This window comes from Novosphingobium colocasiae, from assembly GCF_014652555.1.
In the GTDB taxonomy this organism is placed as follows: domain Bacteria; phylum Pseudomonadota; class Alphaproteobacteria; order Sphingomonadales; family Sphingomonadaceae; genus Novosphingobium; species Novosphingobium colocasiae.
The window spans coordinates 24,547-50,638 of sequence record NZ_BMZA01000007.1; the positions used below are offsets into that span (position 1 = coordinate 24,547).

Consider the following 26,092-nt stretch of genomic DNA (forward strand, 5'->3'; position numbering starts at 1 on the left):
TGATGCCATGACGCTGCCGCGAAAGGCGGGCGAAGGGGGACGAGGGATGAGGTATCTTTGGGCATGGCCCACGATGGCGCTGCTGGCTTGCACACCGGCGCTGGCCCAGGATCAGGACGATCAGAACCAGATCTATCTGGGCGACATCATCGTCACCGCCGCGGTCCGGCAAGGCGGCGCGCAGGACATCCGCCATTTCCGCCAAACCGCAGCCACCGGCATGCCCCGGCCGGAGATGCTGACGGTCGAAGGGTTGATGGGCGAACATGATCTGACCATCGCCCCCGCCCATCCCTGCAACCAGATGTTCTGCCTCGTTACGGAAGCCATGTCCGCAGACCTGCCGTTGCGGCCCCAGGACAAGCTGTTCGTCGGGCTGGGTTTCGCCACCAACATTGATGAAAAATCGTACCGCCGCCCGCCGCTCAACCTTGTCGCCGTGGTCGACAAGTCGGGCTCGATGGATGGCGAGCCGCTGGAACTGGTTCGCCGGAGCCTGCGGCAGATCGTCGGGCAGATGACCGATGAGGATCAGCTTGCCATCGTCCTCTATGGCGATCGTTCGCACGTCTGGATGACCCCGACCCGGATCAAAGGCCACCGCCAGGATATCCTTGCCAAGATCAACGAGATCGAAAGCGCCGGATCGACCAACATGGAGGAAGGGCTCAAGCTGGGATATGCCACCGCCTTTTCCGGCCAGGCGAGCTTCAAGGGCCAGACCCGGCTGATGCTGTTCACGGACGAAAATCCCAATGTCGGCGATGTTTCCGCCGAAGGCTTCATGGGCATGGCGCAGGCCGCATCGGCGCGCAATGTCGGGCTGACCACCATCGGCGTCGGCCATATCTTCGACGATCAACTGGCCACCCGCCTGTCCAGCGTGCGCGGCGGCAACCAGTTCTTCATCGATAGCGCCGCCGCCGTAACGGACGTGTTCTCGAAGAATTTCGACATGATGGGCGGCGAACTGGCGCATGACCTGACGATCACGATGAAGCCGGCCGCCGGCTGGGCGGTTACCGGGGTGTTCGGAGTGCCGGACAACCTGATGACCAGCGGCCAGGACGGCGCGATCACGGTCTCGGTTCCCACGGTTTTCCTCAGCACCAACGGCGGCGGCATCTACGTAACGCTGGGCAAGGCAGGCGAGCGCGCCGACTTGCCCGCCGCCCCGCTCAGCGGCGGCACCCCGCTGCTCGACGCCAGCCTGCGCTATACCGAAGCTCGATCGCGTCAGGTGGGCACGGAGCAGGTCAGCGTTGCCCCTCCCGCACAAAATGCCAGCGCACCGCTGCGCATGGCGCAACGGCTGGTGGATCAGTTCCTCGCCATGCGCGATGCCACCACGGCCTATCACATCAACCACGATCCCAAGCGCGCGTTCACCCTGCTGTCCGAGCTTCAGGCGCGGCTGGGATCGGCACAGCTCCCCGGCCTCAAGCCCGAGATCGCGCTGGTGGACACGATGCGCGCCGAAGCCGCCTATTTTTCCGGTTACTCCAGCGAACTCCCCAAGGCGGTGCGCCAGATGGGGCTGGCCGGCCGCTGGCTGGTGATCAACGCCGATGGTTTCACGGACATCCGCAACGGCGATGTGCTGACGTTCGCTGACGGCACCATGACCACCACCCGCAACGGCAAGCCGCATGGCGATGACGAGGAAGACGAAGACTTCCAGGCCAACGAGCACCAGGTATTCCTGCGCCAATCGGACATCGTGTTCAACTATGTGCTCAAGGGCGATCGGCTGACGTTGTCCGATGCAGAGGCCGGCAGCACCGCCCGCATCGCGCTGAAGCGTGAGCGGGACGGTGCCGAGGCGAGGGTCAAAGCGCCGCCGAAGTAGCCGCGCCCGTTCAGGCGTCCGCGCGGTGCGAGCTGGCGGCGGCGTGCATCCTGTCGCCGAAGGTGTTGGCCCACTGTTCGGCGGTAAGCTGCGCGCGTTCCTGCATGTATTCGGGCGGGACGCCGGTTTCCTTGCCGGCCAGCGCCGCGGCAACGGCGGGGCGGGCCCCGACTTCGGCGTGCCAGCGCGCCAGCGAGGGGAACTCGGCGATGTCGATCCCGATCAGCGCCGCGCCGCCTGCCCACGGCCAGGCGGCCATATCCGCGATCGAATATTCATCGCCGGCCAGAAAACGCGCCTCGCTCAACCGATAGTCCAGCACGTTGAGCAGGCGGCGCGCCTCGCGGGTGTAGCGGGTCACCGCGTAATCGATTTTTTCGGGTGCATAGCGGACGAAGTGGTGCGCCTGCCCGTGCATCGGGCCCAGCCCTGCCATCTGCCAGAGCAGCCATTGCTGCGCGACGGCGCGATCGCGCGGGGCGGTGGGCAGGAAGCGTCCGGTCTTTTCCGCCAGATACATGAGCACCGCGCCGCTTTCGAAAACCGGCAGCGGCTCGCCGCCATCGGCTGGGGCCATGTCGATGATCGCGGGCAGCTTCGAATTGGGATTGATGCGGCGGAATTCAGCGGTCAGGTGCTGGCCACCGAACAGATCATAGTTGACCACGCGGTAAGGCAGACCCAGCTCGGCCAGCATGATGGCAACCTTGAGACCATTGGCGGTCGCCACATAGTGCAATTCGATCATCGGCCACTTCTCCTGCCCCATGGCACCCGGCCGCGATCTGCGCGGCTCTTGCCTTACGAGCGTGAGGGTCGCCTAATTGGACCTTATGGTCAATGGTGAGTAGTGGGACGGGTGTGCCTCACTATGCTCGACACGAACGGAGCTTGGGGTAAAGCAGAATGACCTTCCCCCTCCCGTTCGGGTCGAGCGTAGTCGAGACCCGTTGCGCTGGGTTTATCGTGGGCGCAGAAACTTAAGCCTCTGCGGGATAGACCGCGCCCAGCACCTTGTGGAAGTGTTCGGCCACCTGATCATTGCAGCTACAGGCGCGACCGCTCAGTGCATCGCGATCAAGCACTTCGATGCCGCCGCGCCGGGTGCGGACGAGGCAATCGGCCTTGAACCGCTGCAGCACGCGGCTGGCATAGCTGCGGCCGATGCCCATCATGGAGGCGAGTTGTTCCTGCGTCATCGTTACCTGGTTGCTGCCGATACGATCGACAGCCGCGACCAGCCACTTAGCGGCGCGTTCCTCGATCGTGTGGACAGCGTTGCAGGCGATGGACTGGAAGACCTGCGCCATCACGCAATCGGCATAGCGGTTGAACAGGTGCGCGATGGACGGGCGATCGAGCTTGATCGCCTCCAGATCGCGGATCGAGATCTTCAGCGCATCGCCGCCGTGAAGCACGTTGGAGCGGGCGAAGGCAGGCAGATTGCCGTGGCTGACGATCCCCCCCAATGCACCCTCGCGCCCGACCATTATCGTTTCCACCGCGATGCCGCTATCAAGCAGCACGAAGTAGGAGCACAGGGTCCCGCCCAGCGGGAAATAGCACCACTCGACGTTATCGCCCGGCTCGAAAATGACCGCTCCCGATGTCAGCCGGCAAGGTGCCATGTGGGCGCGCAGGGCGGCGATATCTTCGGGGTGAAGGGCGCTCAGCAAGTCGCTGCTTTCAGTCATGCTATTCCCTGGCGCTTGGCCGCCACGATGGGTGCGGCGCCCTGTACAAAACAATTATCGAGCGCGACCGGTGCGCGTTCGTCCGGGTACAACTTCCGGAAACTTCGCAAGTTCCCCGCAAAAGCGGTCAAAAGTGGACAGACAGTGCCGATCGGGCTTGCTAGTTGCGTGACTCAGGAACATTTCCCGGCGCCGAGGGTTGTTCAGCACGTGGGAAGCGGCGCGCCTTGCCGCCTTTCACGATCGACCAGCCTTGCACGGGAGCGCCGATGTCGCGCAGTGATAATGCCTTGAATGCGACCTCCACCTCACCCCCGGTAGTGCTGGAAGCGTTGCGTTGCGCGACCGGCCCGGCCCACGACAAGCTGGACGCCGCGTTTGGTTCGCTGGACTTGACCCGCAAGGACGACCTGGCCCGCTTCCTGCGCGGTCATGCTACCGGCATGGCGGCGATTTTCGCCCCATTCCGCGCTTTTGTAGCTGGCGAACTGGATTTGAGCTGCCCTGATTATCCCGCAGCCCTGCGCGCCGATCTGACGGAGCTGGGCGAAGATACGACCACCCTGCCCCGCATTTCCAGCCCATGGCTGGCTGCAGACGGTGCCGCGCTGGGCCTCGCCTATGTCGTTGCCGGATCGCGCCTCGGCCTCGCGATGCTGCGCAAGCGCGGATATCACGGCCAGTCGGCCGGGCTGCGCTCGCGCTACATGGAGGACGAAAGCGGCATCGGCATCTGGCGGGCGCTGCTCGCACACATGCGCGCGGCAGAGCTGGACGATGCGCACATCGCCGCCGCCTGCACCGCCGCGCGCGATACCTTCACCTGCTTTGCCGAGGCGTTCGATGCATCCGCCCGCAGTGGCGAACGCATAGTCGAGCCTGACGCTGCATGATCGACGCTGCCCCCCCGGTAGACCTCACCACCTGCGACCTCGAACCGATCCACGTGATCGGCCGCATCCAGAGTTTCGGCTGGCTCCTGTCGTTTTCGAGCGACTGGATCATCAACCACGCCTCGCTCAACTGCAGCGATCTGTTCGGCTGCGATGCGCGCGAGCTGATCGGCGTTCCTGCCACGCGCTTCCTTGCGCCCAGCGCGCTGCACGATCTGCGCACGCGGTTGCAGATCCTGGGGGCAGGCAGCGCGGTGGAGCGGGTGTTCGAAGTGGACCTGCTGGGTGACGGGCGCGTGTTCGATGTGGCCGTGCACCCTTCGGGCCGTTCATTCGTCCTCGAAATCGAGCCGCACGAAGGCGGCCGTCGGCGCGATTATGTCAGCTATGTCCGGCCGATGATCGATCGCATGCGCCAGGCCCCCACGGTCGAGCAACTGTGCGCCAGCGCGGCGCGCCACTTGCGCGGGCTGACCGGGTTCGACCGGGTGATGATCTACCGCTTCGAGCCGACCGGCGCGGGCGAGGTGATTGCCGAAAGCCGCAACGGCACGGTAGACAGCTTCAAGGGCCTGCATTTCCCGGCGAGCGACATCCCGGCGCAGGCGCGGCGGCTTTATGCCCGCAACATGCTGCGGATCATCACCGATATCGATGATCCGACGGTGCAGATTTACCCCGCCGTCGGCCCCAATGGCGATCCGCTCGACCTGTCGATGTCCGGTTTGCGCGCGGTATCTCCGATCCACATCGAATACTTGCGCAACATGGGCGTCAAGGCGTCGATGTCGGTATCGATCATGCATCGGGGCAAGCTGTGGGGGCTGATGGCCTGCCACCATTATGCGCCGCTGGTGCTGTCCTATTCGGTCCGCACTGCCAGCGAACTGTTCGGCGAATTCTTCTCGTACCTGCTGGAACAGCGGGTGGCCGACAGCACCATGGAAAAGCGCATCGACGCCGTGAAGCTGCACGACGAGATCATGGCCCGCGTTGCCGGTGGCGGCACCCTGCTCGAAGCCTTCGGCGAGTTTTCGGAATCGATCCGCAAGGTGATCCCGCACGATGGCATCGTCGGCTGGGTCCACGATGAATATGTGTTCGAAGGCGAAGTGCCCACCCGCGCGCAGTTCGAGGAACTGGCCCGCTTCCTCAACACCGCTGGTGCCAGCAGCGTCTGGGCATCGGACAACGTGGTCAGCGCGTTCGAACCGGCGGCCGCATGGCTGGACAAGGCGGCCGGGGTGCTGGCCCTGCCCGTCAGCCGCAGTCCGCGCGACTATATCGTGCTGTTTCGCCGCGAACAGCTTCGCGAGGTGCATTGGGCCGGCAATCCCGAAAAGCCGGTGGAACTGGGCCCTAATGGGCCTCGGCTGACCCCGCGCAAGAGTTTCGAGTTGTGGAAAGAGGAAATGGGTGGCCACGCCCGTCCCTGGACCATCGACGAGATCAACGCGGCGGAATCGCTGCGGATCACCCTCTTGGAAGTGGTGCTGCGCTTGGCCGATGCCGCCAATGCCGAACGGGATCGCGCGCATCGCCAGCAGGACATGCTGATCGCGGAACTGAACCACCGCGTGCGCAACATCCTCAACCTCATCCGCGGCCTGGTCAGCCAAAGCAAGGAAGGGGCTGCCTCGATCGACGATTTCGCCGAGATCATCGGCAGCCGCATCCAGGCCCTGGCCCGCGCCCACGATCAGGTCACCCGCACCGACTGGTCGCCCTCCTCGCTCTACAACCTGATCCGCACCGAGACCGACGCCTACGCTAGCAAAAGCCAGGATCGCGTGCGTATCAGCGGCCCTGATGCGCTGATCGCGCCCACCGCCTTCACCACGCTGGCGCTGGTGATCCACGAACTGATGACCAATTCGTGCAAATACGGTGCCCTGTCAGACTCGCGCGGGCTGGTGCAGGTTACGCTCAGCCGCGGTGACGATGGCGGGTTGCGGATCGACTGGCACGAAAGCGACGGCCCGGCCGTCAAAGCGCCTACCCGGCGCGGATTCGGCTCAACGATCATCGAACGCACGATCCCGCATGAACTGGGCGGGTCGGCGGCGGTGGACTTCCCGACGGACGGCCTGCGCGCCACCTTCCTCGTGCCGGACGAGCACATCTCCTCGTTCGAAACCCCCAGCGCCGTGGTGCGCGAGCCGCAAGTCGAGCCCGACTCGGGTGCCAGCATCGCCGCCGGGCTTGGCGGCGGCACCGCGCTGATCGTCGAGGACAACGTCATCATCGCCATGGAAGCCGAAGACCTGCTGCGCTCGTTCGGCTTCCGCGATTGCCGGATCGCCGGCTCCGTCGCCGAAGCGCTCCACCAGATCCGCGACGGCGAGGTGAGCTTCGCCATGCTCGACGTGAACCTGGGCAAGGAAACCAGCGACGCGGTGGCCGCCGAACTGATCGCCCAAGGCACTCCCTTCATTTTCGCCAGCGGCTACGGCGAACGCCTGTCGACCACCAGCCGCTTCGGCAACGTCCCGATGGTGACCAAGCCGTACAACGAACGCGACCTGCGCGGCGCGGTGACGAAACTGCTGCGTGGGCGGGGGTGAAACGCAGGGGCTAACTTAAAATGCCGGTCTAAGCGGTCCGCGCGCTTTTCCCGTTCGCCTCAAACAAGCGCTCCTCCAAACCACCCACATCTAACCGCGCTATTCACTGGTCCTTAAGCGAGGCGCTTCCTATACCGTCGTGATGACCAGATCCCCGCGCGCCGCCCGTTCGCTCGTCCTCTCGCTCCCGCTGCTGTTCGTCCTGCCTGCGGCAACGGCGGAGGCGCGGGCCAAGCCGGTGGCTTCGGCACCTTCGAAGGCGCAAGCACCCGCTTCTTCGGGGGCGCAAGTGCCGTGGCTCTACAAGGGCAGCGACGTGCCGCCGGATCGGGAGTGGATCTTCGGCCGGCTGCCGAACGGGCTGCGCTATGCGGTGCGGCACAACGGGGTGCCGCCGGGGCAGGTATCGATCCGGGTGCGGGTCGATGCCGGGTCGCTCTATGAGGCGGACAGCGAGCGCGGGTTCGCGCACCTGCTCGAACACATGCTGTTCCGTCAGTCGAAATATATCGCCGAAGGCAGCGCGATCACCACCTTCCAGAAGCTGGGCGCATCGTTCGGTTCGGACACCAACGCCGAGACGACGACGACGCAGACGGTGTTCAAGCTGGACCTGCCCGATGCCAATGCCGCCTCGCTCGATGAAGCGATGAAGCTGCTTTCGGGGATGGTCTCGGCCCCTACGCTTTCGGCTGCCAACCTCAAGTCCGACCTGCCGATCGTGCTGGCCGAAATGCGCGAGCGCGGCGGGGCGTCGAAGCGGGCGCAGCAGGCGATGCAGGATACGCTCTATGCCGGCCAGCCGCTCTCGGTGCGCGAGCCGATCGGCACGGTGGAGACGCTGACTGCCGCCACGCCGGAAGCCGTGCGGGCGTTCTACCAGCGCTGGTACCGGCCCGAAAACGTCGTGGTCATCCTTTCGGGCGATCTGCCCCCGGCCGAGCTGGAGGCGGCGGTGACCAAGTGGTACGCCGGGTGGAAGGGCGTCGGCCCGCTGACCCCGCAGCCGACGTTTGGCGATCCGGTGGTGCATCCGGCCGCTGTAACAGCCGATCCGGCGGCACCGGCCGGCGATCCCGCTGCCGCCCCGGTCGATATGGCGCGGGTTCTGGTCGAGCCGGATCTGCCGCCCTCGCTGCTCTATGCAGTAGAGCGGCCATGGCGGCAGAAGAACGACACGATCGTCTACAACCAGGGCAAGATGATCGACAATCTGGCCCAGTCGATCATCAACCGCCGGCTGGAAACCAAGGCGCGGGCCGGCGGCAGCTTCCTGACCGCGCAAGTCAACCAGGACGATGTATCGCGCTCGGCCGATGTCACGTTCGTCTCGCTCACCCCGCTGACGGACGACTGGCAGGCGGCGCTGCGCGATGTGCGCGCGGTGATCGCCGATGCCATGCAGCGTCCGCCGACGCAGGAGGAGATCGATCGCGAGGTGGCCGAGCTTGACGTCGCCTTCCAGGTGCCGGTGGAACAGCGCCGCATCCTTCCCGGCAGCCAGCTTGCCGACGATCTGGTGATGGCGCTCGATATCCGCGAGACAGTCGCCTCGCCCGAGGCGGTGCTCGATATCTTCCGCCGCTCGCGCCCGCTTTTCACCCCGCAGGCGGTGCTTGAACATACCCGCAAGCTGTTCTCGGGCACCGTCAGCCGCGCCGTGTTCACCACACCCAAGGCCGGGATGGCCGATGCCGGCGCGCTCAAGCTCGCGTTGCAACAGCAGGTCGCGCCCGATGCGCCGCCCACCGCCGTTGCCGCCGCGCCGGTCTCGTTCGACAAGCTGCCCGCCATCGGCAAGGTCCAGACCCCGGCAGCGCAGGTGCAGACCGGGCTGCTCGGCATCGAGGAAGTGGTGTGGCCCAATGGCGTCAAGGCGCTGCTGTGGCCGGTGGTCGAAGAGCCCGGCCGGGTCATGGTCAAGGTCCGTTTCGGTGGCGGCACCCGCGCCATCGATCCGGCGGACGCGCCCTATATCGCGCTCGGCAAGATCGCGCTGGTCGGCTCGGGCCTCGCCAGCCTCGATCAGGAGGATCTCGATCGCATCTCCACCGGGCGCAAGATGGGTTTCGATTTCGACGTCGATGACGCCTCGTTCCATTTCTCCGCCGAAACTCGGCCCGCCGATCTCGCCGATCAGCTCTACCTGTTCGCGGGCAAGCTGGCACTGCCCCGCTGGGACCAGTTGCCGTTCCAGCGCGCCAAGGCTGCAGCGCGCATCCAGTATGCCACTTTCTCCACCTCGCCGCAGGGGGTGCTGAACCGCGATCTGTCGTTCTACCAGCGCGGCAAGGACGCCCGCTTTGCCACCCCGACACCCGAACAGACCGAGGCGGCCACGTTCGAGCGCTTCAAGAAGGTCTGGGGCGATGCTCTGGGCCAAGGCCCGGTCGAAGTGCAGATATTCGGCGATTTCGACAAGGCGGCCGCGATCACCGCGCTCAACCGCACCTTCGGCGCGCTCCCCGCACGGGCCGCACAGCCTGCCGGCCCGCCGCCGACGCGCGATGTCGCCGTCTCCAAGCCCTCGGCCCAGCCGGTGGTGCTCTATCACCACGGCGATCCCGATCAGGCGGCGGCGGTGGTATCCTGGCCCACCGGCGGCGGCTCGATGGGCATCAGCGAATCGCGCCAGTTGGAAATCCTGACCCAGTTGTTCTCCAATCGCCTGCTCGATGCCGCGCGCGAGAAGCTGGGCGTCAGCTATTCGCCCTATGTCTATTCAAGCTGGCCGGTGGACCTCAAGGCGGGCGGGGCGATCACCGCCGTCGCACAGGTCGATCCCAAGTCGGTCCCGGTGTTCTTCCAGACCGCGAGCGAGATCGCGCAGGACCTCATCGATCACCCGCCCAGCGCCGAGGAACTGGCGCTGGTCACCGAACCGATGCGCCAGCAGGTCACCCGCGCCGCTTCCAGCACCGCGTTCTTCATGAACCAGCTCGAAGGCGCGACCACCGATCCGGTGCGCTTCGGCAGCATCGGCACGGTGCTGGCTGACTATACCGAAACCACCCCGCAAGCAATGCAGGCGCTGGCCGCGCGCTACCTGGGCAAGGGCAATTCCTGGCGGCTCGAAGTGCTGCCCGCCGAAGGACAGGGCGACGGTACTACGGTGGCGAGCGCGAAGGTGACGGCGACGCCGTGATGTGTATTTCCAAAAACAATATCGTCATTCCCGCGAACGCGGGAACCGATCTGATGCCGGTGCAATTTGAAGCGTCAGGAGATGGGTCCCCGCCTGCGCGCGGATGACGAAGGGTAAGAGGCGGGTGGGCTCCCCCCTCCCCCCGATCACAGTGATCGCCCAAACCGCCTTTGCAAATCGGTCGCCGCCCCGCTAAAGGGCGCCCCTTGTCCCGCGCGCGGGCGATCTTACGTTCGGCGCAGGGCTTCGGGGAAACCTCCCCTTGAGGAGTAGCGTGACGTGGCGAGCAAGTGGAACCCGGAAAGCTGGAAAGCGCAGGAAGCGCGCCATCTGCCGGACTATGGCGATCTGGAACAGTTGAGCGCGGTCGAAGGCCGGCTCGCCACTTTCCCGCCGCTCGTCTTTGCCGGTGAGGCGCGCGCGCTCAAGGCGGACCTCGCCGAAGTGGCGGCCGGGCGCGGTTTCCTGCTCCAGGGCGGGGATTGCGCCGAAAGCTTCGTCGAATTCAGCGCCAACAACATCCGCGATACCTTCCGCGTGCTGTTGCAGATGGCAGTGGTCCTCACCTTCGCCAGCAAGCAGCCGGTGGTGAAAGTCGGCCGCATGGCCGGCCAGTTCGCCAAGCCGCGCTCCGCGCCGACCGAGACGGCAGGCGGGCAGGAACTGCCCAGCTACTTCGGCGACATCATCAACGGCATCGAATTCGATCCCGAAACCCGCCGCAATGATCCCGAACGCATGGTGCGCGCCTATGGCCAGTCGGCTTCGACGCTCAACCTGCTGCGCGCCTTCGCCAACGGCGGCTATGCCAACCTGCGCCAGGTCCACCAGTGGACGCTGGAGCATATCGGCCGTTCGCCCTGGGGCGAGAAGTTCGCCCAGATGGCCGATCGCATCGGCGAGGCGCTGGACTTCATGCAGGCCTGCGGCGTCGATCCGATGACCGTGCCGCAACTGCAGGGCACCAGCTTCTACACCAGCCACGAAGCGCTGCTGCTGCAATACGAACAGGCGCTGACCCGGCAGGATTCGCTGACCGGAGACTGGTACGACTGTTCGGCGCACATGCTGTGGATCGGCGATCGCACCCGCTTCGAAGGCTCGGCGCATGTCGAGTTCCTGCGCGGCGTCGGCAACCCCATCGGCATGAAGTGCGGCCCCAGCCTGGAACCGGACGCGCTGCTGCGCATGCTCGACACGCTCAACCCCGCGCGCGAGCCCGGCCGGATGACGCTCATCAGCCGCTTCGGCCATGACAAGGTCGAAGCCGGCCTGCCCAGGCTGGTGCGCGCCGTCCAGCGCGAAGGGCACCCGGTGGTGTGGTCATGCGATCCGATGCACGGCAACGTCATCAAGTCCGAAAGCGGCTACAAGACGCGGCCGTTCGAGCGCATCCTCGCCGAAGTGCGCGGCTTCTTCGCGGTCCACCGGGCAGAGGGCAGCCATGCGGGCGGCATCCATGTCGAGATGACGGGGCAAGACGTGACCGAATGCACCGGCGGCGCCGTCGCCATCACCGACGCCGCGCTCGCCGACCGCTACCACACCCACTGCGACCCCCGCCTCAACGGTGCTCAGTCGATCGAACTGGCGTTCGAGATGGCGGACCTGCTGAACCTGGAAGCAGACGCGCGGCATAAGCAGGCGGCTTGAGGGGGGGGCGGCGTGGACGGCCCTCCCGGTTGCGGGAGGGCTGATTGGTAACGGCATGGATAGTCGATCAAGGGATCGATTTCGAGGATGTGAAAGTATAACCCGCCTCTGCACGCTGAGCGTCAAAGCGGAATCCCACGTCGTCCCTTATCCTTGATCCAAGCACCAACCTTGTCGAGAAATGCCCAGACATCGTCGTCATCGGGATGAACATAGTTGGGAGCTTTCGGGTCGTTGCCCAGTGCCTCGAAGATGTTCCGCAGCCACCTTTTGCTTCTGGCGACATTCAATTCAGGCAGCCAGTGCTCAACCTCGCCATGCCTCGTGACGAACAGGCCATATTGATCGAGGCGATCGAAAAGGTTCTCAGCCTTTTCCTTCGCAGCGCCAGTGAGCAAGGCAATTCCGCCATCCGACTTGGGTTTTTTGTCGTTTGAAACAAGGTCTGACCAGACGTCCACGCGCTCCGAACTTATGGATCGGTGGGGCTTCGGGTAATTTGTGGCTTTCAGAAGAACTGGGAAGTTGGTCTCGGGGTTGAGTGCGTCGATGTCCAGAATTGCGGCAACGGGTATGCCGAGTGCCCGAAGCGGCCCGACGATCTTGTTCACTGAATCCTTCCCGTTGGCGTTGAGGAAGAGGGTGTTCGGCGCGCCCCGTCCAGATTCCCCCGCCAAAAGCCGCTCGTTGAGCTCTTGGTAGAAGGCGCGGTCCGCGTCCGCTTCGGCGACCACGACGCCTTCGTAAAAGACGCCCGACAGAGCATTCGCAGACCGCAAAAGGGGTTCTTGCATCATGACACGGATATCGTCGTTCGAAAGCATGCGAGCAGTGGCACTGCCTTGCTGATAGGTCAGGCGGACGACATTGATCTTCGCGCCCGACTGGATCGCGCCCATCAGGAACTGGCTGCTATGGGTCGATACAAAAACCTGCTTCTCGCCTTGGCTCGCAGTCTGGGCAATTTCGCGACCAAGTTTGTAAGCCAGGGTAGGGTGCAGAAAAGCTTCCGGCTCGTCGATTATTATAATCTTCGGGTCGCCTGCGCGCAGTACCAACAGCATGCCCGTAAATGCCTTCATGCCGTCGCTCCACTGATGGACGGGACGAGCATTCCTCATCCATTCCAGTGTAGCATCCTCTACGGTGCGCTCGTTTGGGGGGGCACTATTCCCGTATCGCAGGTGGATTGACGCACCTTCGGAAATGTCCATACCTAAATAAAGGCCGAACGCATCGAAAAGTACATCCCGTAGCGATTCACGGCGAGGATCGTCCGTTAGAAGTCGAGCAAAAGTGCTTTGCGGGTCCTTCAGGTCGCCTCTTTCCTGTGCCGCGGTCAGGCCAATCCTGCTTGGCCCATCGAGAATGAGCATATGATGGGCCGCGTATTGTTCAGCGAAGAAATTTGTGTCCTCCTCCGGATTCTGCAGAACTCGGCGGAAATCCGGAACGTGGATTAGCGTCCGCCAGGCCCCAAACTTGAGGTACTCGTGATCAGGGTAGTCCATTTCTCCCGGACTGCGACTGTCGTCAATCCAGACTTCAAGGATCGCATCGATTTCTTCAACCGATTGCTTGCGGAACTTGAGCCCACCAAGAATGGTACGATGCGTATCTCCGTGGCGGCTGAATTCGGCAATTTCGCGCAGAACCATACTCTTCCCCGAGTTGTTTGGTCCGACGAAGATGGTGACGGCAGGCTCATCCAAAACCAGTGGGCCTGATTCTTGCCCCGCACCAAAACGAAGCCTTAATTCTTTAATGAGCACCGAAACCCTTTCAATCCTAATCATTGCACAACGGAAGTTGACAACGTATCAACACCTTCGCCTCCCATGCGTTTGGCTGCAAGTTGTATGCCGGTCTGGCGGTTCTTATCCCAATGATGGACCGTCCGTTAGCACCGGTTACCCCCCAATGCAGACATCTGTCGCCGTCGGAGCGATCAGCAGAAATGTCCCGACACCCCCACCAAACTCCCCCCTATCCCCCCGCGCATCCCGCGCCTATCCTCCCCCCACCGGACTCAAACAGACACCGCGATCACGCGGGGCAACCGGGGGAGAATTGCCATGGCCATTTCGGACCACGTCGATTTCAATACGTTCATGGAAGGCGTCAAGCGCCGCAATCCGTATCAGCCTGAATTCGTCCAGGCGGTGCAGGAAGTGGCCGAGGACATCTATGCCTTCATCGCCGACAAGGAGGAATACCACGCCCAGCAGATCCTGCGGCGCATCGCCGAGCCGGATCGGGTGGTTTCGTTCCGCGTCTGCTGGGAGGACGATGCCGGGCACATCCGCGTCCAGCGCGGCTGGCGGGTGCAGAACAACAACGCCATCGGGCCTTATAAAGGCGGCATCCGCTTCCACCCATCGGTCACCGAAAGCGTGCTCAAGTTCCTCGCCTTCGAGCAGACCTTCAAGAACGCGCTGACCGGCCTCCCCATGGGCGGCGGCAAGGGTGGTTCCAACTTCAACCCCAAAGGCAAGTCGGTGCGCGAGATCATGCGCTTCTGCCAGTCGTTCATGACCGAGCTCTATCGCCACATCGGCGCCGATGTGGACGTGCCGGCGGGCGATATCGGCGTGGGCGGGCGCGAGATCGGCTTCATGTTCGGCCAGTACAAGCGCATCACTAACAACTTCACCGGCGTGCTCACCGGCAAGGGCCTCGAATGGGGCGGCTCGCTGATCCGCACCGAGGCAACCGGCTATGGCGCGGTCTATTTCCTCGAAAACATGCTCGCCACCCGGGCCGACGGGGTGAAGGGCAAGGTGGCGGTCATCTCCGGCTCGGGCAACGTGGCGACCCATGCGGCGGAGAAGATCGTGCAACTGGGCGGCAAGGTCGTCACGCTGTCGGACTCGGCCGGCTTCATCCACGATCCCGATGGTATCACGCAGGACAAGATCGATTGGGTGAAGGCCCACAAGACCCACCGTCGCGGCCGGATCGAGGACTATTGCGCCGCCTTTCCCGGTACCACCTTCCACGCCGGCAAGACCCCGTGGGGCGTCCCCTGCGATCTTGCGCTGCCCTGCGCCACGCAGAACGAGCTGCTGGGCGACGACGCTCGCACCCTGGTCGCCAACGGCTGCATCGCCGTCTCCGAAGGGGCCAATATGCCCACCGATCTCGATGGCGTCCACGTGTTCAAGGCGGCCCGGCTGCTCTATGCGCCGGGCAAGGCGTCGAACGCGGGCGGCGTTGCGGTCTCGGGGCTGGAGATGAGCCAGAACTCCGGCCGCCGCGCCTGGAGCGAGGCGGAACTGCAGCAGATGCTCAAGGACATCATGGCCGGCATCCACAAATCGTGCCTTACCTGGGGTGATCAGGGCGGCGGCTATGTCGATTACGTCAAGGGCGCCAATATCGCCGGCTTCAAGAAGGTGGCCGATGCGATGCTGGCGTTCGGGGTGGTGTAGGATTGCGTAAGGACAGGCCCTCCCCCGACCCGTCCCGTAAACGGGAGGGGAGAAGGTGACTTGCCCTCCCGTGTACGGGAGGGCCGCGAGACTTGGGCCGCAGGCCGTAGTCGCAGCGGGGTGGGCCGCGCGCCCGCCTTCCTTGACTCCGCGCACCTTCCCGCTTAAGTGGCCGGTTTTCCCGCTTTACCGCTTTTGCACGGAGTGCCCATGGCGCGCGTTACGGTCGAAGATTGTGTCGACAAGATCCCCAACCGCTTCGATCTGGTCCTGCTGGCCGCCCAGCGCGCGCGCGAGATTTCGGGCGGCGCGGAGCTGACGCTGGAGCGCGACCGCGACAAGAACCCCGTCGTCGCCCTGCGCGAAATCGCCGAGGAAACGGTGACCCCCTCGATCCTCAAGGAAACGCTGGTCTCCTCGATGCAGCGCGTCCTGCCCGAGGATGACGACGAGATGGACGATGTCGGCTCGCTCAGCCAGTCGGCCGAAGCGCTGCGCATCACCGCCGCCGCGCCGACCCGCAACACCTCGCTGGGCGGCGATTACGACGGTTGATCGTTTTCGTTGACTGTTGCGCAAGGCCGGTGAAACCTGCCTTGCGTGAATACGAGAAAGTCGAAGTTACCGCGTATTGCGGGCCTTTCCGCAAAAGCCTTCGCCAAAGGGCAGGACCCCGCGCCCGCCCCTGAAGCGCCTGCTGCCGGTGCGGTCATTGCGGTCTACAGCGTCAAGGGCGGCGTCGGTAAGACCACGCTCGCTGCCAATCTCGCATGGGTTTCGGCCACGGCGGGCAGCCATTCCACCTTGCTATGGGATCTTGATGCCGCCGGCGGATCGGGCTTCCTGTTCGGCGTCGAGCCGAGCGAGCGGCGGCTGGCCGAAGAGGTATTCTCGCGCGATCGCCCGGCCGCCAGCCTGATCCGCCCCACCGGGTGGGAGCGGCTCGATCTGCTCCCGGCCGACGAAAGCATCCGCACGCTCGATGCGCAATTGCTGCGCATCGGCAAGCGCAAGCGGCTGGCGCGGCTGACGCAGGAACTGGCGGCCGGCTATGCCCGCGTCGTCCTCGATTGCCCGCCGGTGCTGAACGAGCTGTCGGCCCAGATCATCCGCGCCGCCGACCTGGTGATCGTCCCGCTGCCGCCTTCGCCGCTCTCTGCCCGCGCCTTCGATCTGGTGGTGCGCGAGATCACCGGGGCCGGCCGGGGCCATCCGCCGATCCTGCCGGTGCTCTCGATGCTGGACTTGCGCCGCGCCTTCCACCGGCAGGCGCGCGAAGCCCACCCGGACTGGCCCGCCGTTCCTTACGCCAGCGCCGTGGAACAATGCGCCGTCCACCACCAGCCCGTCGGCGCGCTGGCCCCGGCCAGCCCGGCGGCGCAGGCCTTCGCGGCGCTGTGGCAGGCGATCGACCGGAAGCTGGCGGAGCGGGGGTAAGGGCCGGCCAGCCGCGGGGCATCGCGGACAACCGTCCCAAAACCTTGCCCCTTGCGCCCACTAGGCCTACATGCACAGGCACCATGTATATCGAAACCGAAACCACGCCGAACCCCGCCACGCTAAAGTTTCTGCCGGGCCGCGAAGTCATGCCTGCGGGCACGCGCGAGTTTACCTCGCACGAGGATGCCGAGGCGTCGCCGCTGGCCGAGGCGCTGTTCGCGCTGGGCGATGTCACCGGGGTGCTGTTCGGTGGCAGTTTCGTCGCCGTCACCGCCGCGCCGGGCGTCGCCTGGGCCGAACTGAAACCGATGGTGGTTTCGATCCTGCTCGATCATTTCGTATCCGAAGCGCCGCTGTTTGCCGGGGGCGATGCCAGCGGGTTCGCGGTCCCGGCCGACGACGCCGACACCGTTGTGGACGATGATCCCGCCGATGCGGATGTGATCGACCAGATCAAGGACCTGATCGAGACACGGGTGCGCCCGGCGGTGGCGAACGACGGCGGCGATATCGTCTATCGCGGCTTTCGCGAAGGGGTTGTCTACCTGGCGATGAAAGGGGCCTGCTCCGGCTGCCCTTCGTCCACCGCCACGCTGAAAAACGGGATCGAGACGCTGCTCAAGCACTATGTCCCCGAAGTGACCGAAGTCCGCGCCGCCTGATCCTGACGGCGATGGGCATGGCCGAACGCACCCTCGTCATCGACAGCGCGACCGAGGCCTGCTCGGTTGCGCTTTTCGATGGCGCGGCGCTGATCGCGGGTGATTGGCAGAAGCTCGGGCGGGGCCACGCCGAACGGCTGGTGCCGATGATCGCCGCGCTGCCCGCCAACGGCCGTGCCGATCGAATTGTTGTCGCGCTGGGTCCGGGCAGTTTCACCGGCGTGCGCGTCGGCCTTGCCGCCGCCCGCGCGCTGGGGCTGGCGTGGGGCGCGGCGGTGCTGGGCTATTCCACGCTGGCGCTGGTTGCCGCTATGGCACGCGATAGTGCCGAGGCCGAGGCGGGGATCGACGTGGCGATGACCGGTGGGCACGGTGAATGGTTCATCGAAAGCCATGGGCCCGATGGTGCGGCCGGCCTGCCGCTCGCATCCCTGCCCCCGGATGAAGCTGTATCCGCCTGCCGCAACCTGCTGGTCGCCGGTTCGCAGGCGCGCGCGCTGGTGGAGCGGCGGGGGTTCGGTACGGCGCTGGATGTGCTGCCCGATGCCCGCTGTTTCGCGCTGCTGCCCGCTACTGCGCTGCTGACGGACACGTCTCCGCTTTACGGCCGCGCGCCCGATGCTCGCCTGCCGGGCGCAACCGCAGTCCGGACCGCAGCCCAGCCCGCGCAATGATGGACGATGTCGACCGCATCATGGCGGTGATGGCCGCCGCGTTCGATCCGCATTATGGCGAGGCCTGGAGCCGCCGCCAGATCGAAGACGCACTGACGCTGGGCAATTGCCACTATCTGCTGATCGACGCCGCAGAAGGCCCCGCCGGCTTCGCGCTTTCGCGCACCGGGTTCGAGGAAGAAGAACTGCTGCTGCTCGCGGTGCGGCCCGAATTTCGCGGCCGGGGACTGGGCCGCAGCCTGCTGGATCACCTGGAACAAGCCGCGCGGAAACGCGGAGCGCGGCGAATCCTACTCGAAATGCGCAGGGGAAATCCTGCAGAACGCCTTTATAGTACCTTTGGGTTCCTCAAAATCGGCGAACGGAAAGACTATTACCGCCTATCTGACGGCAGCCGCGTTGACGCGATTACATTTGCAGCCGCCCTCTCTCCTGCCACCCCAGCCGGCTGATCCCGCCGTCGCAGTTGTTACAATAAAAACCGACGATAGTTTGTAAAACAACCTTGTAATCTTGGCTGAAATGGTACAGGGACCGTGCGCAGGTAATTCTGCCCCCTCATAACAATGACAAAACAGGTCGCCCCAAAAAGAGGTTACGATGGAAACGGTTCAAACAGACACCAACGAAACGCTGATCACGCTGACGTCCGATATCGTCGCCGCGCATGTCAGCAACAACAGCGTCACTGTCGATGATCTCCCCACGCTGATCACCGCCGTATACGGTGCGCTTTCCGGTCTTGGCGGCCCCGCCCCGATAGTAGAGGAAAAGCCTGAGCCCGCCGTTTCGGTGCGCGCCTCGGTAAAGCCTGACTACATCGTCTGCCTTGAAGACGGCAAAAAGCTCAAGATGCTCAAGCGCCATCTGATGACGCACTACAACATGACCCCGGAAGACTATCGCGCTCGCTGGAATCTGCCGGCCGATTACCCGATGGTCGCCCCGAATTACGCCGAAAAGCGTCGCGAACTGGCCAAGAAGATCGGCCTGGGCCGCAAGCCCAACGCCAAGCGCGGCCGTCGCACCAAGGCTGCTGCTGCAGCCGGCTGATCCGGGGAAAGCCCGGCACCGGCGAACTTGTGATTGCAGGCGCACCGGCCTAGAATAGCCGGTGTCGCCTCTTTCGCAGCCATAGGGTTCCCGTGCACCAACCTATCGACATCGAAGCTCTCTGCGCCGAGCGCGGCCTGCGGATCACCGAACAGCGCCGGATCATCGCCCGCGTCCTGTCGGAAAGCACGGACCATCCCGATGTCGAGAAGCTGCATGAACGCGCTACCGCGATCGATTCCGGCATCTCCATCGCCACCGTCTATCGCACCGTGCGCCTGTTCGAAGAAGCCGGCATCCTCGATCGCCACGATTTCGGCGATGGCCGCGCCCGTTACGAAGCGTCGCCCGAAGCGCATCACGATCACATGATCGACGTGGAAACCGGCGCAGTGATCGAATTCGTCGACCCCGAGATCGAGGCGCTGCAGCGGCAGATCGCCGAAAAGATGGGCTTCCGGCTTGTCGATCACCGCATGGAACTGTTCGGCGTGCGCATCGAGAGCGACCGCTCGACCCGCAAATGAGCGCAGGCCGGGCCATCGGGCCCGCCGGCTGGCTGCGCATCATCCTGCGCGCACTGGCCATGATCGCGGCGCTGGCCCTGGCGGTGCCGGCCTTCTACGTGTTCAAGCCGTTCACCCGCCGCAACCCGGTACCACGCCGGTTCCTCGCCGCACTCGGCCGGATTTCCGGGATGACCGTGCGGCGCACCGGCCCGGCACCACAGCCGGGCAGCTTCCTTATCGCCAACCACGTAAGCTGGCTCGACATTCCGGCGCTGGCCGGAGCCACCGGCAGCGCCTTCGTCGCGCACGATGGCCTTGCCGCTTTTGCGCCGCTGCGCTGGCTGTGCGACAAGAACGACACCGTGTTCATCGCCCGCCACGACCGCGCGAGCGTCACCCGCCAGATCGAACAGGTGCGCGCGGCGCTCGCCGAAACCGGCGCACTGACAGTGTTCCCGGAAGGCACCACCAGCGACGGCACCGGCCTGCTGCCGTTCAAGTCCGCGCTGCTTTCGGCATTGGAAACGGATGCCGACCATGTCCCGGTCCAGCCGGTGTGGCTGGACTATGGTCGGGAGGTGGCGGACATCGCCTGGGTCGGGGTAGAGCCCGGCCTCGACAACGCCCTGCGCGTGCTGGCGCGACGCCGGCCTGTGACGCTGACTTTGCACTTCCTGCTGCCCCTGGAACCGGCAGCGCGGGCTAACCGCAAGACTATGGCGAAGGCGGCGCAGGATGCGATCCAGGCGGCGATCGACAGGCCCGCGTAGAAAGAAGAATTGGTTCGCGCGGAGGCGCGGAGGCGCAAAGGGGTTGCGCAACGCACTCCGGCATTTCGCCGCTTTGACTGTGCGCCAAATCCACTGTTGACGTATTGGTCACGGTACACTCCCCCAAAACGCAACACCTTTGCGCCTCTGCGCCTTTGCGCGAACCTCAACGGTTTTAGCCCATTGGGTGCAGCGCAGCATGCTGCTATGGGGCCGTCATGCTTACGATCGACGGTATCACAGTCCGGCTTGGTGGCCGGCCCATTCTTGAGCGCGCCAGCGCCACTATCCCGCAGGGCGCGCGCGTTGGCCTGATCGGGCGGAACGGGGCGGGCAAGTCCACCCTGATGAAAGCGCTGATCGGCGAGATCGAGCCGGACGACGGCACGATCGGCAAGCCGTCTCGGGCACGGCTGGGCTATATCGCGCAGGAAGCGCCGAACGGAGCCATCACGCCCGAGGAAGCGGTGCTGGCCGCCGATACCGAGCGCGCCGCGCTGCTGATCGAGGCGGAGACCTGCACCGATCCGGATCGCCTGGGCGATGTGCACGAGCGGCTGCTGGCGATCGATGCCTATAGCGCCCCGGCGCGGGCGGCGCGCATCCTGTCGGGCCTGGGCTTCGATGAAGAGATGCAGCGCCGCCCGCTCGACAGCTTTTCGGGCGGGTGGAAGATGCGCGTGGCGCTCGGCGCACTGCTGTTTTCCGAGCCCGATGTGCTGCTGCTGGACGAACCCTCGAACCACCTCGATCTCGAAGCGACGCTGTGGCTGGAGAACTTCCTCAAGTCCTATCCGGCGACGCTGCTGGTGATCAGCCACGAGCGCGATCTGCTCAACAAGGTGGTGGACCATATCCTGCATCTGCAGGGCGGCAAGCTGACGCTCTATCCCGGCGCTTACGACGCCTTCGAGAAGCAGCGCGCCGAGCGCGCGGCGCAGGCCGCCGCCGCCAAGGCCGCGCAGGATGCCCAGCGCGAGCGGTTGCAGGACTATGTGGCCCGCAACAGCGCCCGTGCCTCCACCGCCAAGCAGGCGCAATCGCGCGCCAAGATGCTGGCGAAGATGCAGCCGATCGCGGCGCTGATGGAAGACCCGTCGCTCTCGTTCGACTTCCCCTCGCCGGGCGAATTGCGCTCGCCGATGATCAACGTCGATGGTGCCGCGGTGGGCTATGACCCGGCGGTGCCCATCTTGCGCCGCGTCTCGATGCGGATCGACGCTGACGACCGGATTGCACTGCTGGGTCGCAACGGCAACGGCAAGACCACGTTCGCCCGCCTGCTGGCCTCGCAACTCCAGCCGCTGGAGGGCACGGTCAACGCGCCCGGCAAGCTCAAGGTCGGCTATTTCACGCAGTATCAGGTGGAGGAACTGCCCCGCGATTCGACCCCGCTCGATCTGATGACGCGGGCGATGGAGGGCAAGACCCCCGCCGCCGTGCGCGCGCAACTGGGCCGCTTCGGCTTTTCCGGCCCCCGCGCCACCGGGGTGGTGGAGAAACTGTCGGGCGGCGAACGGGCGCGGCTGGCGCTGGCGCTCATCACCCGCGATGCGCCGCACCTCTTGATCCTCGACGAGCCGACGAACCACCTTGACGTCGATGCCCGCGAAGCGCTGATCCAGGCGCTGAACGACTATACCGGCGCGGTGATCCTGATCAGCCACGATCGCCACATGGTGGAACTGACCGCCGACCGCCTGGTGCTGGTCGATGGCGGGACCGCCAAGGAATATGCGGGATCGATGGACGATTACATCGACTTCGTACTGGGCCGCAATCAGCCGAAGAAGGACGTAAAGCCGGCGGCTGGTCAGGCGGGGACTAAAGCACCGGCACCGAACCGGGCCCGGTTGAAGTTCGTCCAGTCGGAACTGGCGCGGGCGGAAAAGGCGATGGCGAAACTGCAGGCTGCCTGCGCCGATCTCGACAGCGCGCTATGCGACCCGGCCCTGGCCAGCGATCGCGAAGGCGCGCGCAAGATGGAAGAACTCGCCGCGCGCCGCGCCAGGGCAGGCGACCAACTGGCCGACGCGGAAGCCCAATGGCTCGACTTGGGCGAGCAGTTGGAAGGGCTCGGCCTGGTATAACGCCTCTCGTTGCGCGGGTGATGGCCGGCCTTCGTGGTTCGCGAAAACCACGAAGGCGCAAAGCATCACAACAGAACGAAATCGTCCGCAGTCAGATTGGCCTTGTCCGTCCCGACCAGGATCAGCGTCGCATCGGTGGACAGGCGGAACACGGTGTCGGACCCCACCGTCTCAGCGATCCCGATAAGCTGATCGGCCGAGGTGAACGCGCCGTTGAGATCGAGGTAGATGGTGTCGTCGGCGATGGAGAAGTCCATCACCCGCTCTTCGCCTGAATCGTAATTGAAATAGAAAATATCGTGGCCTTCGCCGCCGAACAGGCGGTCTGACCCGCCGCCGCCGTTAAGGAAATCATCGCCCGCGCCGCCCTCGATCCGGTTGGCGCCGGCGTTGCCGACGAGGGAGTCCCCGAAGGCGCTGCCCCGGATGTTCTCGATATCCGTGAAGGTATCGCCGAAGGCGTCACTGCCGAACACGAAACCGCCATCGAGCACCACGGTGACAGCGGTCTGCGCGTTGGCATAGCTCACCGTGTCTATGCCAGCGCCGCCATCAAGGTGATCCGCACCGGCCCCGCCTTCCAGCACATCGTTGCCGCCGCCGCCCATCAGCGTATCGTCGCCGGCGGAGCCGCGCAGCTCGTTGTTGCCGGCATTGCCGGTAATCAGGTCGTTGCCGTCACCGCCCTCGACGCTCTCGATGTCCGAGAAATGGTCACCCTGCGCATCGCCGCCGCTGGCGGTTCCGGCACCAAGGTCGATCGTGACCGCCTGCGCCGAACCGAGGTAGGAGATCATGTCGATGCCGTCGCCGCCGATCAGCACATCCGCGCCGGCTCCGCCACGAAGGGTATCGTTGCCACCCCGGCCATCGAGCGTGTCCGCGCCCGCGCCGCCGATCAGCACATTGGCGATGCTTGACCCGTATAGCTTGTCGTTGCCAAGCCCACCCTCGACCCGCTCGATGCCCAGCAGGGTATCGCCGGCGGCCTCGCCGCCGAGGGCAGTCTGCGCCTGCAGATCGACGATCACTGCGGATCGCGATGCGGCGTAGCTCACGCCGTCCATCCCGCCGCCGCCGCTCAGAACGTCCGCTCCAGCGCCGCCCACCAGCCAATCGTCGCCATTACCGCCGATCAGCACGTCGTCGCCAAGGCCGCCCTCCAGGCGGTTGGCACCGGCATCGCCGGTCAGCCGATCGGCGAAGCGGCTGCCGATCAGGCCTTCGATGCTGTTATAGGTATCGCCCAGCGCCTCGCCCGAAGTGCCCTGCCCGCTCTGCAGGCTCGCGGTGACGCCACCGGTGGCGTGGGCGTAGCTCGCCAGGTCGAAGCCTGTGCCGCCGATCAGATGGTCGGCACCGGTATTCCCCTCCAGCACGTCATCGCCGGCACCGCCGTCCAGCGTGTCGTCGCCGGCCAGGCCGACCAGAATGTCCGTGTTATAGCTGCCTGTCATGCTATTGGCAGCGGCGTTGCCGGTACCCTGGAAAGACGCTCCGCTGCCGATATTGACGAGGTTTTCGACCCCGCCCTGCAGCATGTACGACGCCAGCCCCAGCACGCGCGCGGTATCGGTGCCGCCGTTCGTCCGCTCGATAATCTTGTCGCCGGCATTATCGACCACGAACGTATCGTCGCCGGCATCGCCGTACATCAGGTCCGCGCCTTCGCTGCCGTCCAGCGTGTCGTTCCCCTCGCCACCGCGCAGCGTGTCATCACCGCCGTTTCCGACCAGCAGGTCGTCCCCGCCCCGACCCGAGAGCAGGTTCGCATCGGGCGTGCCGTAAATCCAGTTCTGCTGGTCATTACCCACGCCGGTGTCCGGACCGGCTCCGGTCAGGTAAAGCTCCTCGACATACGCGCCGAGCTGGTACGAGACGGACGAGAACACCCGATCACGGCCCTGGTCCGCCAGCTCGACCACGACGTCCGCGCTGTCATCGACCCAATAGGTGTCATCACCATCGCCGCCGGCGGAAGTATCAACGCCGAGCCCGCCGATGAGCGTATCGTTGCCGTCGCCGCCGTCCAACTGGTCGGCCCCGTCGCCGGCATCGATATAATCGTCCTGACCGCCGCCCGAGAGGATGTCAGCGCCGTAGCCGCCGATGACAATATCCGCATCCACGCCGCCCGCGATCGTCACGCTGCCTTGCGAAAGCCCGGAATTGAGGATGTGCCAGCGGTACGAGACATTCTCGCCGCTGAACCAGTTCATCGCGCTCAGATCGAGGGTGGCATCGGTGACGATGCCTTCGCCGGGAAACCCGAGGTCGATATAAGCGGTTCCGGAATCCCACCCGGTGCCGCTAGTCCCCCCGGTGTTGCCGGTTACCGTGTCGGTGTACGTGAAGTTCCAGTAGGTCTCATAGAACGATTCGCCCGTTTCCGGATCGTTATAGCCGGGGACGTAGTAATCCGCATTTAGGTAGAAATACCCGGATTCACGTTCGATGTTCAGGCTGTAGGAGGTTAGATAGCCGGTCATGAGCACTCTCCTGCAATGGATTGCGGCATGGTATGTCGCACCTCACGCCGTCTTCCTCTAAGCTATTGACTAGCTGGATGACATTACTTTGGCGAGTCCCAACAATGTACTTTGCGCGAAACTGTTTTGCGCCAATGCTGCTACCGCGGGCGTGATCCGGTTGGAGGAGCTTTCGCCCAATTGCGGTTCGGAACGCCGGCGTCTCAAAGTGCTGAAATGTCGCGGCCGCAAGGTCTGGGGCGGCTTCCACGACTATGTGATCGACACCGAATGATCGAGGCGCATTCGGGCAAGGCAGCGCTGGACCTGCTGCAAAAGTACCCGGACATCGAACTGCCGGTGACCGACCAGGCCATGCCCGGCATGACCGGCGCGCAGCTTGTCCAGGAAGCGACGGTCCACCGCCCCAACCTCCCGGTCATCCTCGCCACCGGCTACGGCGAACTGCCGCCGGGGTTCAAGCCGACGGTCGTCAAGCTGTCGAAGCCGTTCAGCCAGGCGGCGCTGGAAGCGGCCCTACTCCAGGTTATGGGGTCTGTGGCGTAAGGCGGGCGGCCCCTCTCTCCGCTTCGCCTACTCCGCATCACCGGCTATGGGCGGGCATGCTGCAGATTCTGATCGACGCCGATGCCTGCCCCGTCAAGGACGAGACCTACAAGGTCGCCGGCCGCTACAAGGTGCCGGTGGTCGTGATCAGCAACAGCCCCATCCGCGTCCCTCAGGACCCGCTGATATCGCGCAAGGTCGTGAGCGATGCGTTCGACGCGGCGGATGACTGGATCGTCGAGCACACCGATCCCCGGACGGTGGTGGTCACAGCGGACATCCTGCTGGCGGATCGCTGTCTGAAGCTGGGAGCGACCGTCATCGCCCCGAACGGCAAGGCTTTCACCCCATCATCCATCGGCAGCGCTATCGCCGTGCGGGCGATCATGGCGGACTTGCGCGCCGGGGGCGACGTCGTGGGCGGACCGCCACCGTTCCGCAACACCGATCGCTCGCGCTTTCTGTCCGCTCTCGATCAGGCGCTGGTGAAATTGCGGCGCTCGCTTTGACCCGGCGTCGGCCGCGCGCCGGCTCCGAGTTCAACGGCAGGGAAACACCCGTCACGATCGGGCGCACGCTTGTATCGACCAACCAGATACCCGACATTGGCGACTGGACCGCGCCCGAGGA

Annotated in this window: 22 protein-coding genes; 18 read left to right on the forward strand and 4 right to left on the reverse strand. The window is 64.9% G+C overall.

Annotated features, from left to right (window positions below; all coding sequences use genetic code 11):
- The first annotated feature begins 46 nt into the window (after positions 1-46).
- Complete coding sequence (locus IE122_RS10635; protein ID WP_189621154.1) at positions 47-1,849, forward strand: vWA domain-containing protein; 1,803 nt, start codon at positions 47-49, stop codon at positions 1,847-1,849.
- Positions 1,850-1,859: 10 nt separating this feature from the next.
- On the opposite strand, the gene IE122_RS10640 is transcribed toward IE122_RS10635, so the two are convergent.
- The gene (locus IE122_RS10640) at positions 1,860-2,597 is read right to left on the reverse strand and encodes a glutathione binding-like protein (protein ID WP_189621155.1); all 738 of its coding nucleotides are present in this window, start codon (positions 2,595-2,597) and stop codon (positions 1,860-1,862) included.
- Positions 2,598-2,829: 232 nt separating this feature from the next.
- Positions 2,830-3,543 carry a Crp/Fnr family transcriptional regulator gene (locus tag IE122_RS10645; protein ID WP_189621156.1) on the reverse strand — a complete coding sequence of 238 codons (714 nt, stop codon included), beginning with the start codon at positions 3,541-3,543 and terminating at the stop codon, positions 2,830-2,832.
- A gap of 290 nt (positions 3,544-3,833) precedes the next feature.
- Between IE122_RS10645 and IE122_RS10650 the strand changes: the two genes are divergently transcribed.
- From IE122_RS10650 to IE122_RS10665, 4 genes are all read left to right on the forward strand, one after another.
- Positions 3,834-4,436 (forward strand): biliverdin-producing heme oxygenase, encoded by a 603-nt coding sequence (locus IE122_RS10650; RefSeq protein WP_229814024.1) that lies wholly within the window; start codon positions 3,834-3,836, stop codon positions 4,434-4,436.
- Positions 4,433-7,000, forward strand: coding sequence for an HWE histidine kinase domain-containing protein (locus IE122_RS10655; RefSeq protein ID WP_189621158.1), 2,568 nt, complete (start codon positions 4,433-4,435; stop codon positions 6,998-7,000). The genes IE122_RS10650 and IE122_RS10655 overlap by 4 nt, the downstream gene beginning before the upstream one ends.
- Positions 7,001-7,142: 142 nt before the next feature.
- Positions 7,143-10,145: a M16 family metallopeptidase gene (locus IE122_RS10660; RefSeq protein WP_189621159.1), complete on the forward strand. Its 3,003-nt coding sequence runs from the start codon at positions 7,143-7,145 to the stop codon at positions 10,143-10,145.
- A gap of 279 nt (positions 10,146-10,424) precedes the next feature.
- Positions 10,425-11,798, forward strand: a complete 1,374-nt coding sequence (locus tag IE122_RS10665; protein ID WP_189621160.1) for a class II 3-deoxy-7-phosphoheptulonate synthase — start codon at positions 10,425-10,427, stop codon at positions 11,796-11,798.
- A 122-nt stretch (positions 11,799-11,920) separates the two neighbouring features.
- Here IE122_RS10665 and IE122_RS10670 read toward each other — a convergent pair whose 3' ends face one another.
- Positions 11,921-13,570: an ATP-dependent nuclease gene (locus IE122_RS10670; protein ID WP_189621161.1), complete on the reverse strand. Its 1,650-nt coding sequence runs from the start codon at positions 13,568-13,570 to the stop codon at positions 11,921-11,923.
- 303 nt (positions 13,571-13,873) lie between these two features.
- Between IE122_RS10670 and gdhA the strand changes: the two genes are divergently transcribed.
- From gdhA to IE122_RS10720, 10 genes are all read left to right on the forward strand, one after another.
- Entirely contained in the window at positions 13,874-15,229 is a 1,356-nt protein-coding gene (gene gdhA / locus IE122_RS10675) for an NADP-specific glutamate dehydrogenase (protein ID WP_189621162.1), read from the forward strand.
- 210 nt (positions 15,230-15,439) lie between these two features.
- Positions 15,440-15,784 (forward strand): DNA-directed RNA polymerase subunit omega, encoded by a 345-nt coding sequence (gene rpoZ, locus IE122_RS10680; protein ID WP_189621163.1) that lies wholly within the window; start codon positions 15,440-15,442, stop codon positions 15,782-15,784.
- Positions 15,785-15,829: 45 nt separating this feature from the next.
- Complete coding sequence (locus IE122_RS10685; RefSeq protein WP_189621164.1) at positions 15,830-16,666, forward strand: ParA family protein; 837 nt, start codon at positions 15,830-15,832, stop codon at positions 16,664-16,666.
- Between the two features lie 83 nt (positions 16,667-16,749).
- Entirely contained in the window at positions 16,750-17,331 is a 582-nt protein-coding gene (locus IE122_RS10690) for a NifU family protein (protein WP_189621165.1), read from the forward strand.
- A gap of 17 nt (positions 17,332-17,348) precedes the next feature.
- Positions 17,349-18,005 carry a tRNA (adenosine(37)-N6)-threonylcarbamoyltransferase complex dimerization subunit type 1 TsaB gene (tsaB, locus tag IE122_RS10695; RefSeq protein WP_189621166.1) on the forward strand — a complete coding sequence of 219 codons (657 nt, stop codon included), beginning with the start codon at positions 17,349-17,351 and terminating at the stop codon, positions 18,003-18,005.
- The gene (rimI, locus tag IE122_RS10700; protein WP_189621167.1) at positions 18,002-18,457 is read left to right on the forward strand and encodes a ribosomal protein S18-alanine N-acetyltransferase; all 456 of its coding nucleotides are present in this window, start codon (positions 18,002-18,004) and stop codon (positions 18,455-18,457) included. Before tsaB ends, rimI begins: the two co-directional genes overlap by 4 nt.
- A 148-nt stretch (positions 18,458-18,605) precedes the next feature.
- A complete protein-coding gene (locus IE122_RS10705) occupies positions 18,606-19,058 on the forward strand; it encodes a Ros/MucR family transcriptional regulator (RefSeq protein ID WP_189621168.1) in 453 nt (150 codons plus the stop codon).
- A gap of 92 nt (positions 19,059-19,150) precedes the next feature.
- Positions 19,151-19,585 carry a Fur family transcriptional regulator gene (locus tag IE122_RS10710; RefSeq protein WP_189621169.1) on the forward strand — a complete coding sequence of 145 codons (435 nt, stop codon included), beginning with the start codon at positions 19,151-19,153 and terminating at the stop codon, positions 19,583-19,585.
- Entirely contained in the window at positions 19,582-20,337 is a 756-nt protein-coding gene (locus IE122_RS10715; protein ID WP_189621170.1) for a lysophospholipid acyltransferase family protein, read from the forward strand. Before IE122_RS10710 ends, IE122_RS10715 begins: the two co-directional genes overlap by 4 nt.
- A 218-nt stretch (positions 20,338-20,555) precedes the next feature.
- Positions 20,556-22,427, forward strand: a complete 1,872-nt coding sequence (locus IE122_RS10720; protein ID WP_189621171.1) for an ABC-F family ATP-binding cassette domain-containing protein — start codon at positions 20,556-20,558, stop codon at positions 22,425-22,427.
- Positions 22,428-22,492: 65 nt separating this feature from the next.
- Here the strand turns inward: IE122_RS10720 and IE122_RS10725 are convergent, their stop codons facing one another.
- Complete coding sequence (locus tag IE122_RS10725) at positions 22,493-24,916, reverse strand: calcium-binding protein (RefSeq protein ID WP_189621172.1); 2,424 nt, start codon at positions 24,914-24,916, stop codon at positions 22,493-22,495.
- An 88-nt stretch (positions 24,917-25,004) separates the two neighbouring features.
- Between IE122_RS10725 and IE122_RS10730 the strand changes: the two genes are divergently transcribed.
- From IE122_RS10730 to IE122_RS10740, 3 genes are read left to right on the forward strand one after another with little or no spacing between them, the layout of a single operon-like run.
- On the forward strand, positions 25,005-25,190 hold the full coding sequence (locus IE122_RS10730; RefSeq protein ID WP_189621270.1) for a hypothetical protein: 186 nt from the start codon (positions 25,005-25,007) through the stop codon (positions 25,188-25,190).
- Entirely contained in the window at positions 25,187-25,462 is a 276-nt protein-coding gene (locus tag IE122_RS10735; protein ID WP_189621173.1) for a response regulator, read from the forward strand. Before IE122_RS10730 ends, IE122_RS10735 begins: the two co-directional genes overlap by 4 nt.
- A 56-nt stretch (positions 25,463-25,518) precedes the next feature.
- Positions 25,519-25,971 carry a YaiI/YqxD family protein gene (locus IE122_RS10740; protein WP_189621174.1) on the forward strand — a complete coding sequence of 151 codons (453 nt, stop codon included), beginning with the start codon at positions 25,519-25,521 and terminating at the stop codon, positions 25,969-25,971.
- The last annotated feature ends 121 nt before the right edge of the window (positions 25,972-26,092 follow it).

Coding starts and splice junctions, on each gene's coding strand:
- IE122_RS10640 (WP_189621155.1), bottom strand. CDS start 2,597: ATGATCGAATTGCACTATGTGGCGACCGCCAATGGTCTCAAGGTTGCC.
- IE122_RS10655 (WP_189621158.1), top strand. CDS start 4,433: ATGATCGACGCTGCCCCCCCGGTAGACCTCACCACCTGCGACCTCGAA.
- rpoZ (WP_189621163.1), top strand. CDS start 15,440: ATGGCGCGCGTTACGGTCGAAGATTGTGTCGACAAGATCCCCAACCGC.
- IE122_RS10635 (WP_189621154.1), top strand. CDS start 47: ATGAGGTATCTTTGGGCATGGCCCACGATGGCGCTGCTGGCTTGCACA.
- IE122_RS10715 (WP_189621170.1), top strand. CDS start 19,582: ATGAGCGCAGGCCGGGCCATCGGGCCCGCCGGCTGGCTGCGCATCATC.
- IE122_RS10660 (WP_189621159.1), top strand. CDS start 7,143: ATGACCAGATCCCCGCGCGCCGCCCGTTCGCTCGTCCTCTCGCTCCCG.
- IE122_RS10735 (WP_189621173.1), top strand. CDS start 25,187: ATGATCGAGGCGCATTCGGGCAAGGCAGCGCTGGACCTGCTGCAAAAG.
- IE122_RS10705 (WP_189621168.1), top strand. CDS start 18,606: ATGGAAACGGTTCAAACAGACACCAACGAAACGCTGATCACGCTGACG.
- gdhA (WP_189621162.1), top strand. CDS start 13,874: ATGGCCATTTCGGACCACGTCGATTTCAATACGTTCATGGAAGGCGTC.
- tsaB (WP_189621166.1), top strand. CDS start 17,349: ATGGCCGAACGCACCCTCGTCATCGACAGCGCGACCGAGGCCTGCTCG.
- IE122_RS10725 (WP_189621172.1), bottom strand. CDS start 24,916: ATGACCGGCTATCTAACCTCCTACAGCCTGAACATCGAACGTGAATCC.
- IE122_RS10740 (WP_189621174.1), top strand. CDS start 25,519: ATGCTGCAGATTCTGATCGACGCCGATGCCTGCCCCGTCAAGGACGAG.
- rimI (WP_189621167.1), top strand. CDS start 18,002: ATGATGGACGATGTCGACCGCATCATGGCGGTGATGGCCGCCGCGTTC.
- IE122_RS10720 (WP_189621171.1), top strand. CDS start 20,556: ATGCTTACGATCGACGGTATCACAGTCCGGCTTGGTGGCCGGCCCATT.
- IE122_RS10690 (WP_189621165.1), top strand. CDS start 16,750: ATGTATATCGAAACCGAAACCACGCCGAACCCCGCCACGCTAAAGTTT.
- IE122_RS10645 (WP_189621156.1), bottom strand. CDS start 3,543: ATGACTGAAAGCAGCGACTTGCTGAGCGCCCTTCACCCCGAAGATATC.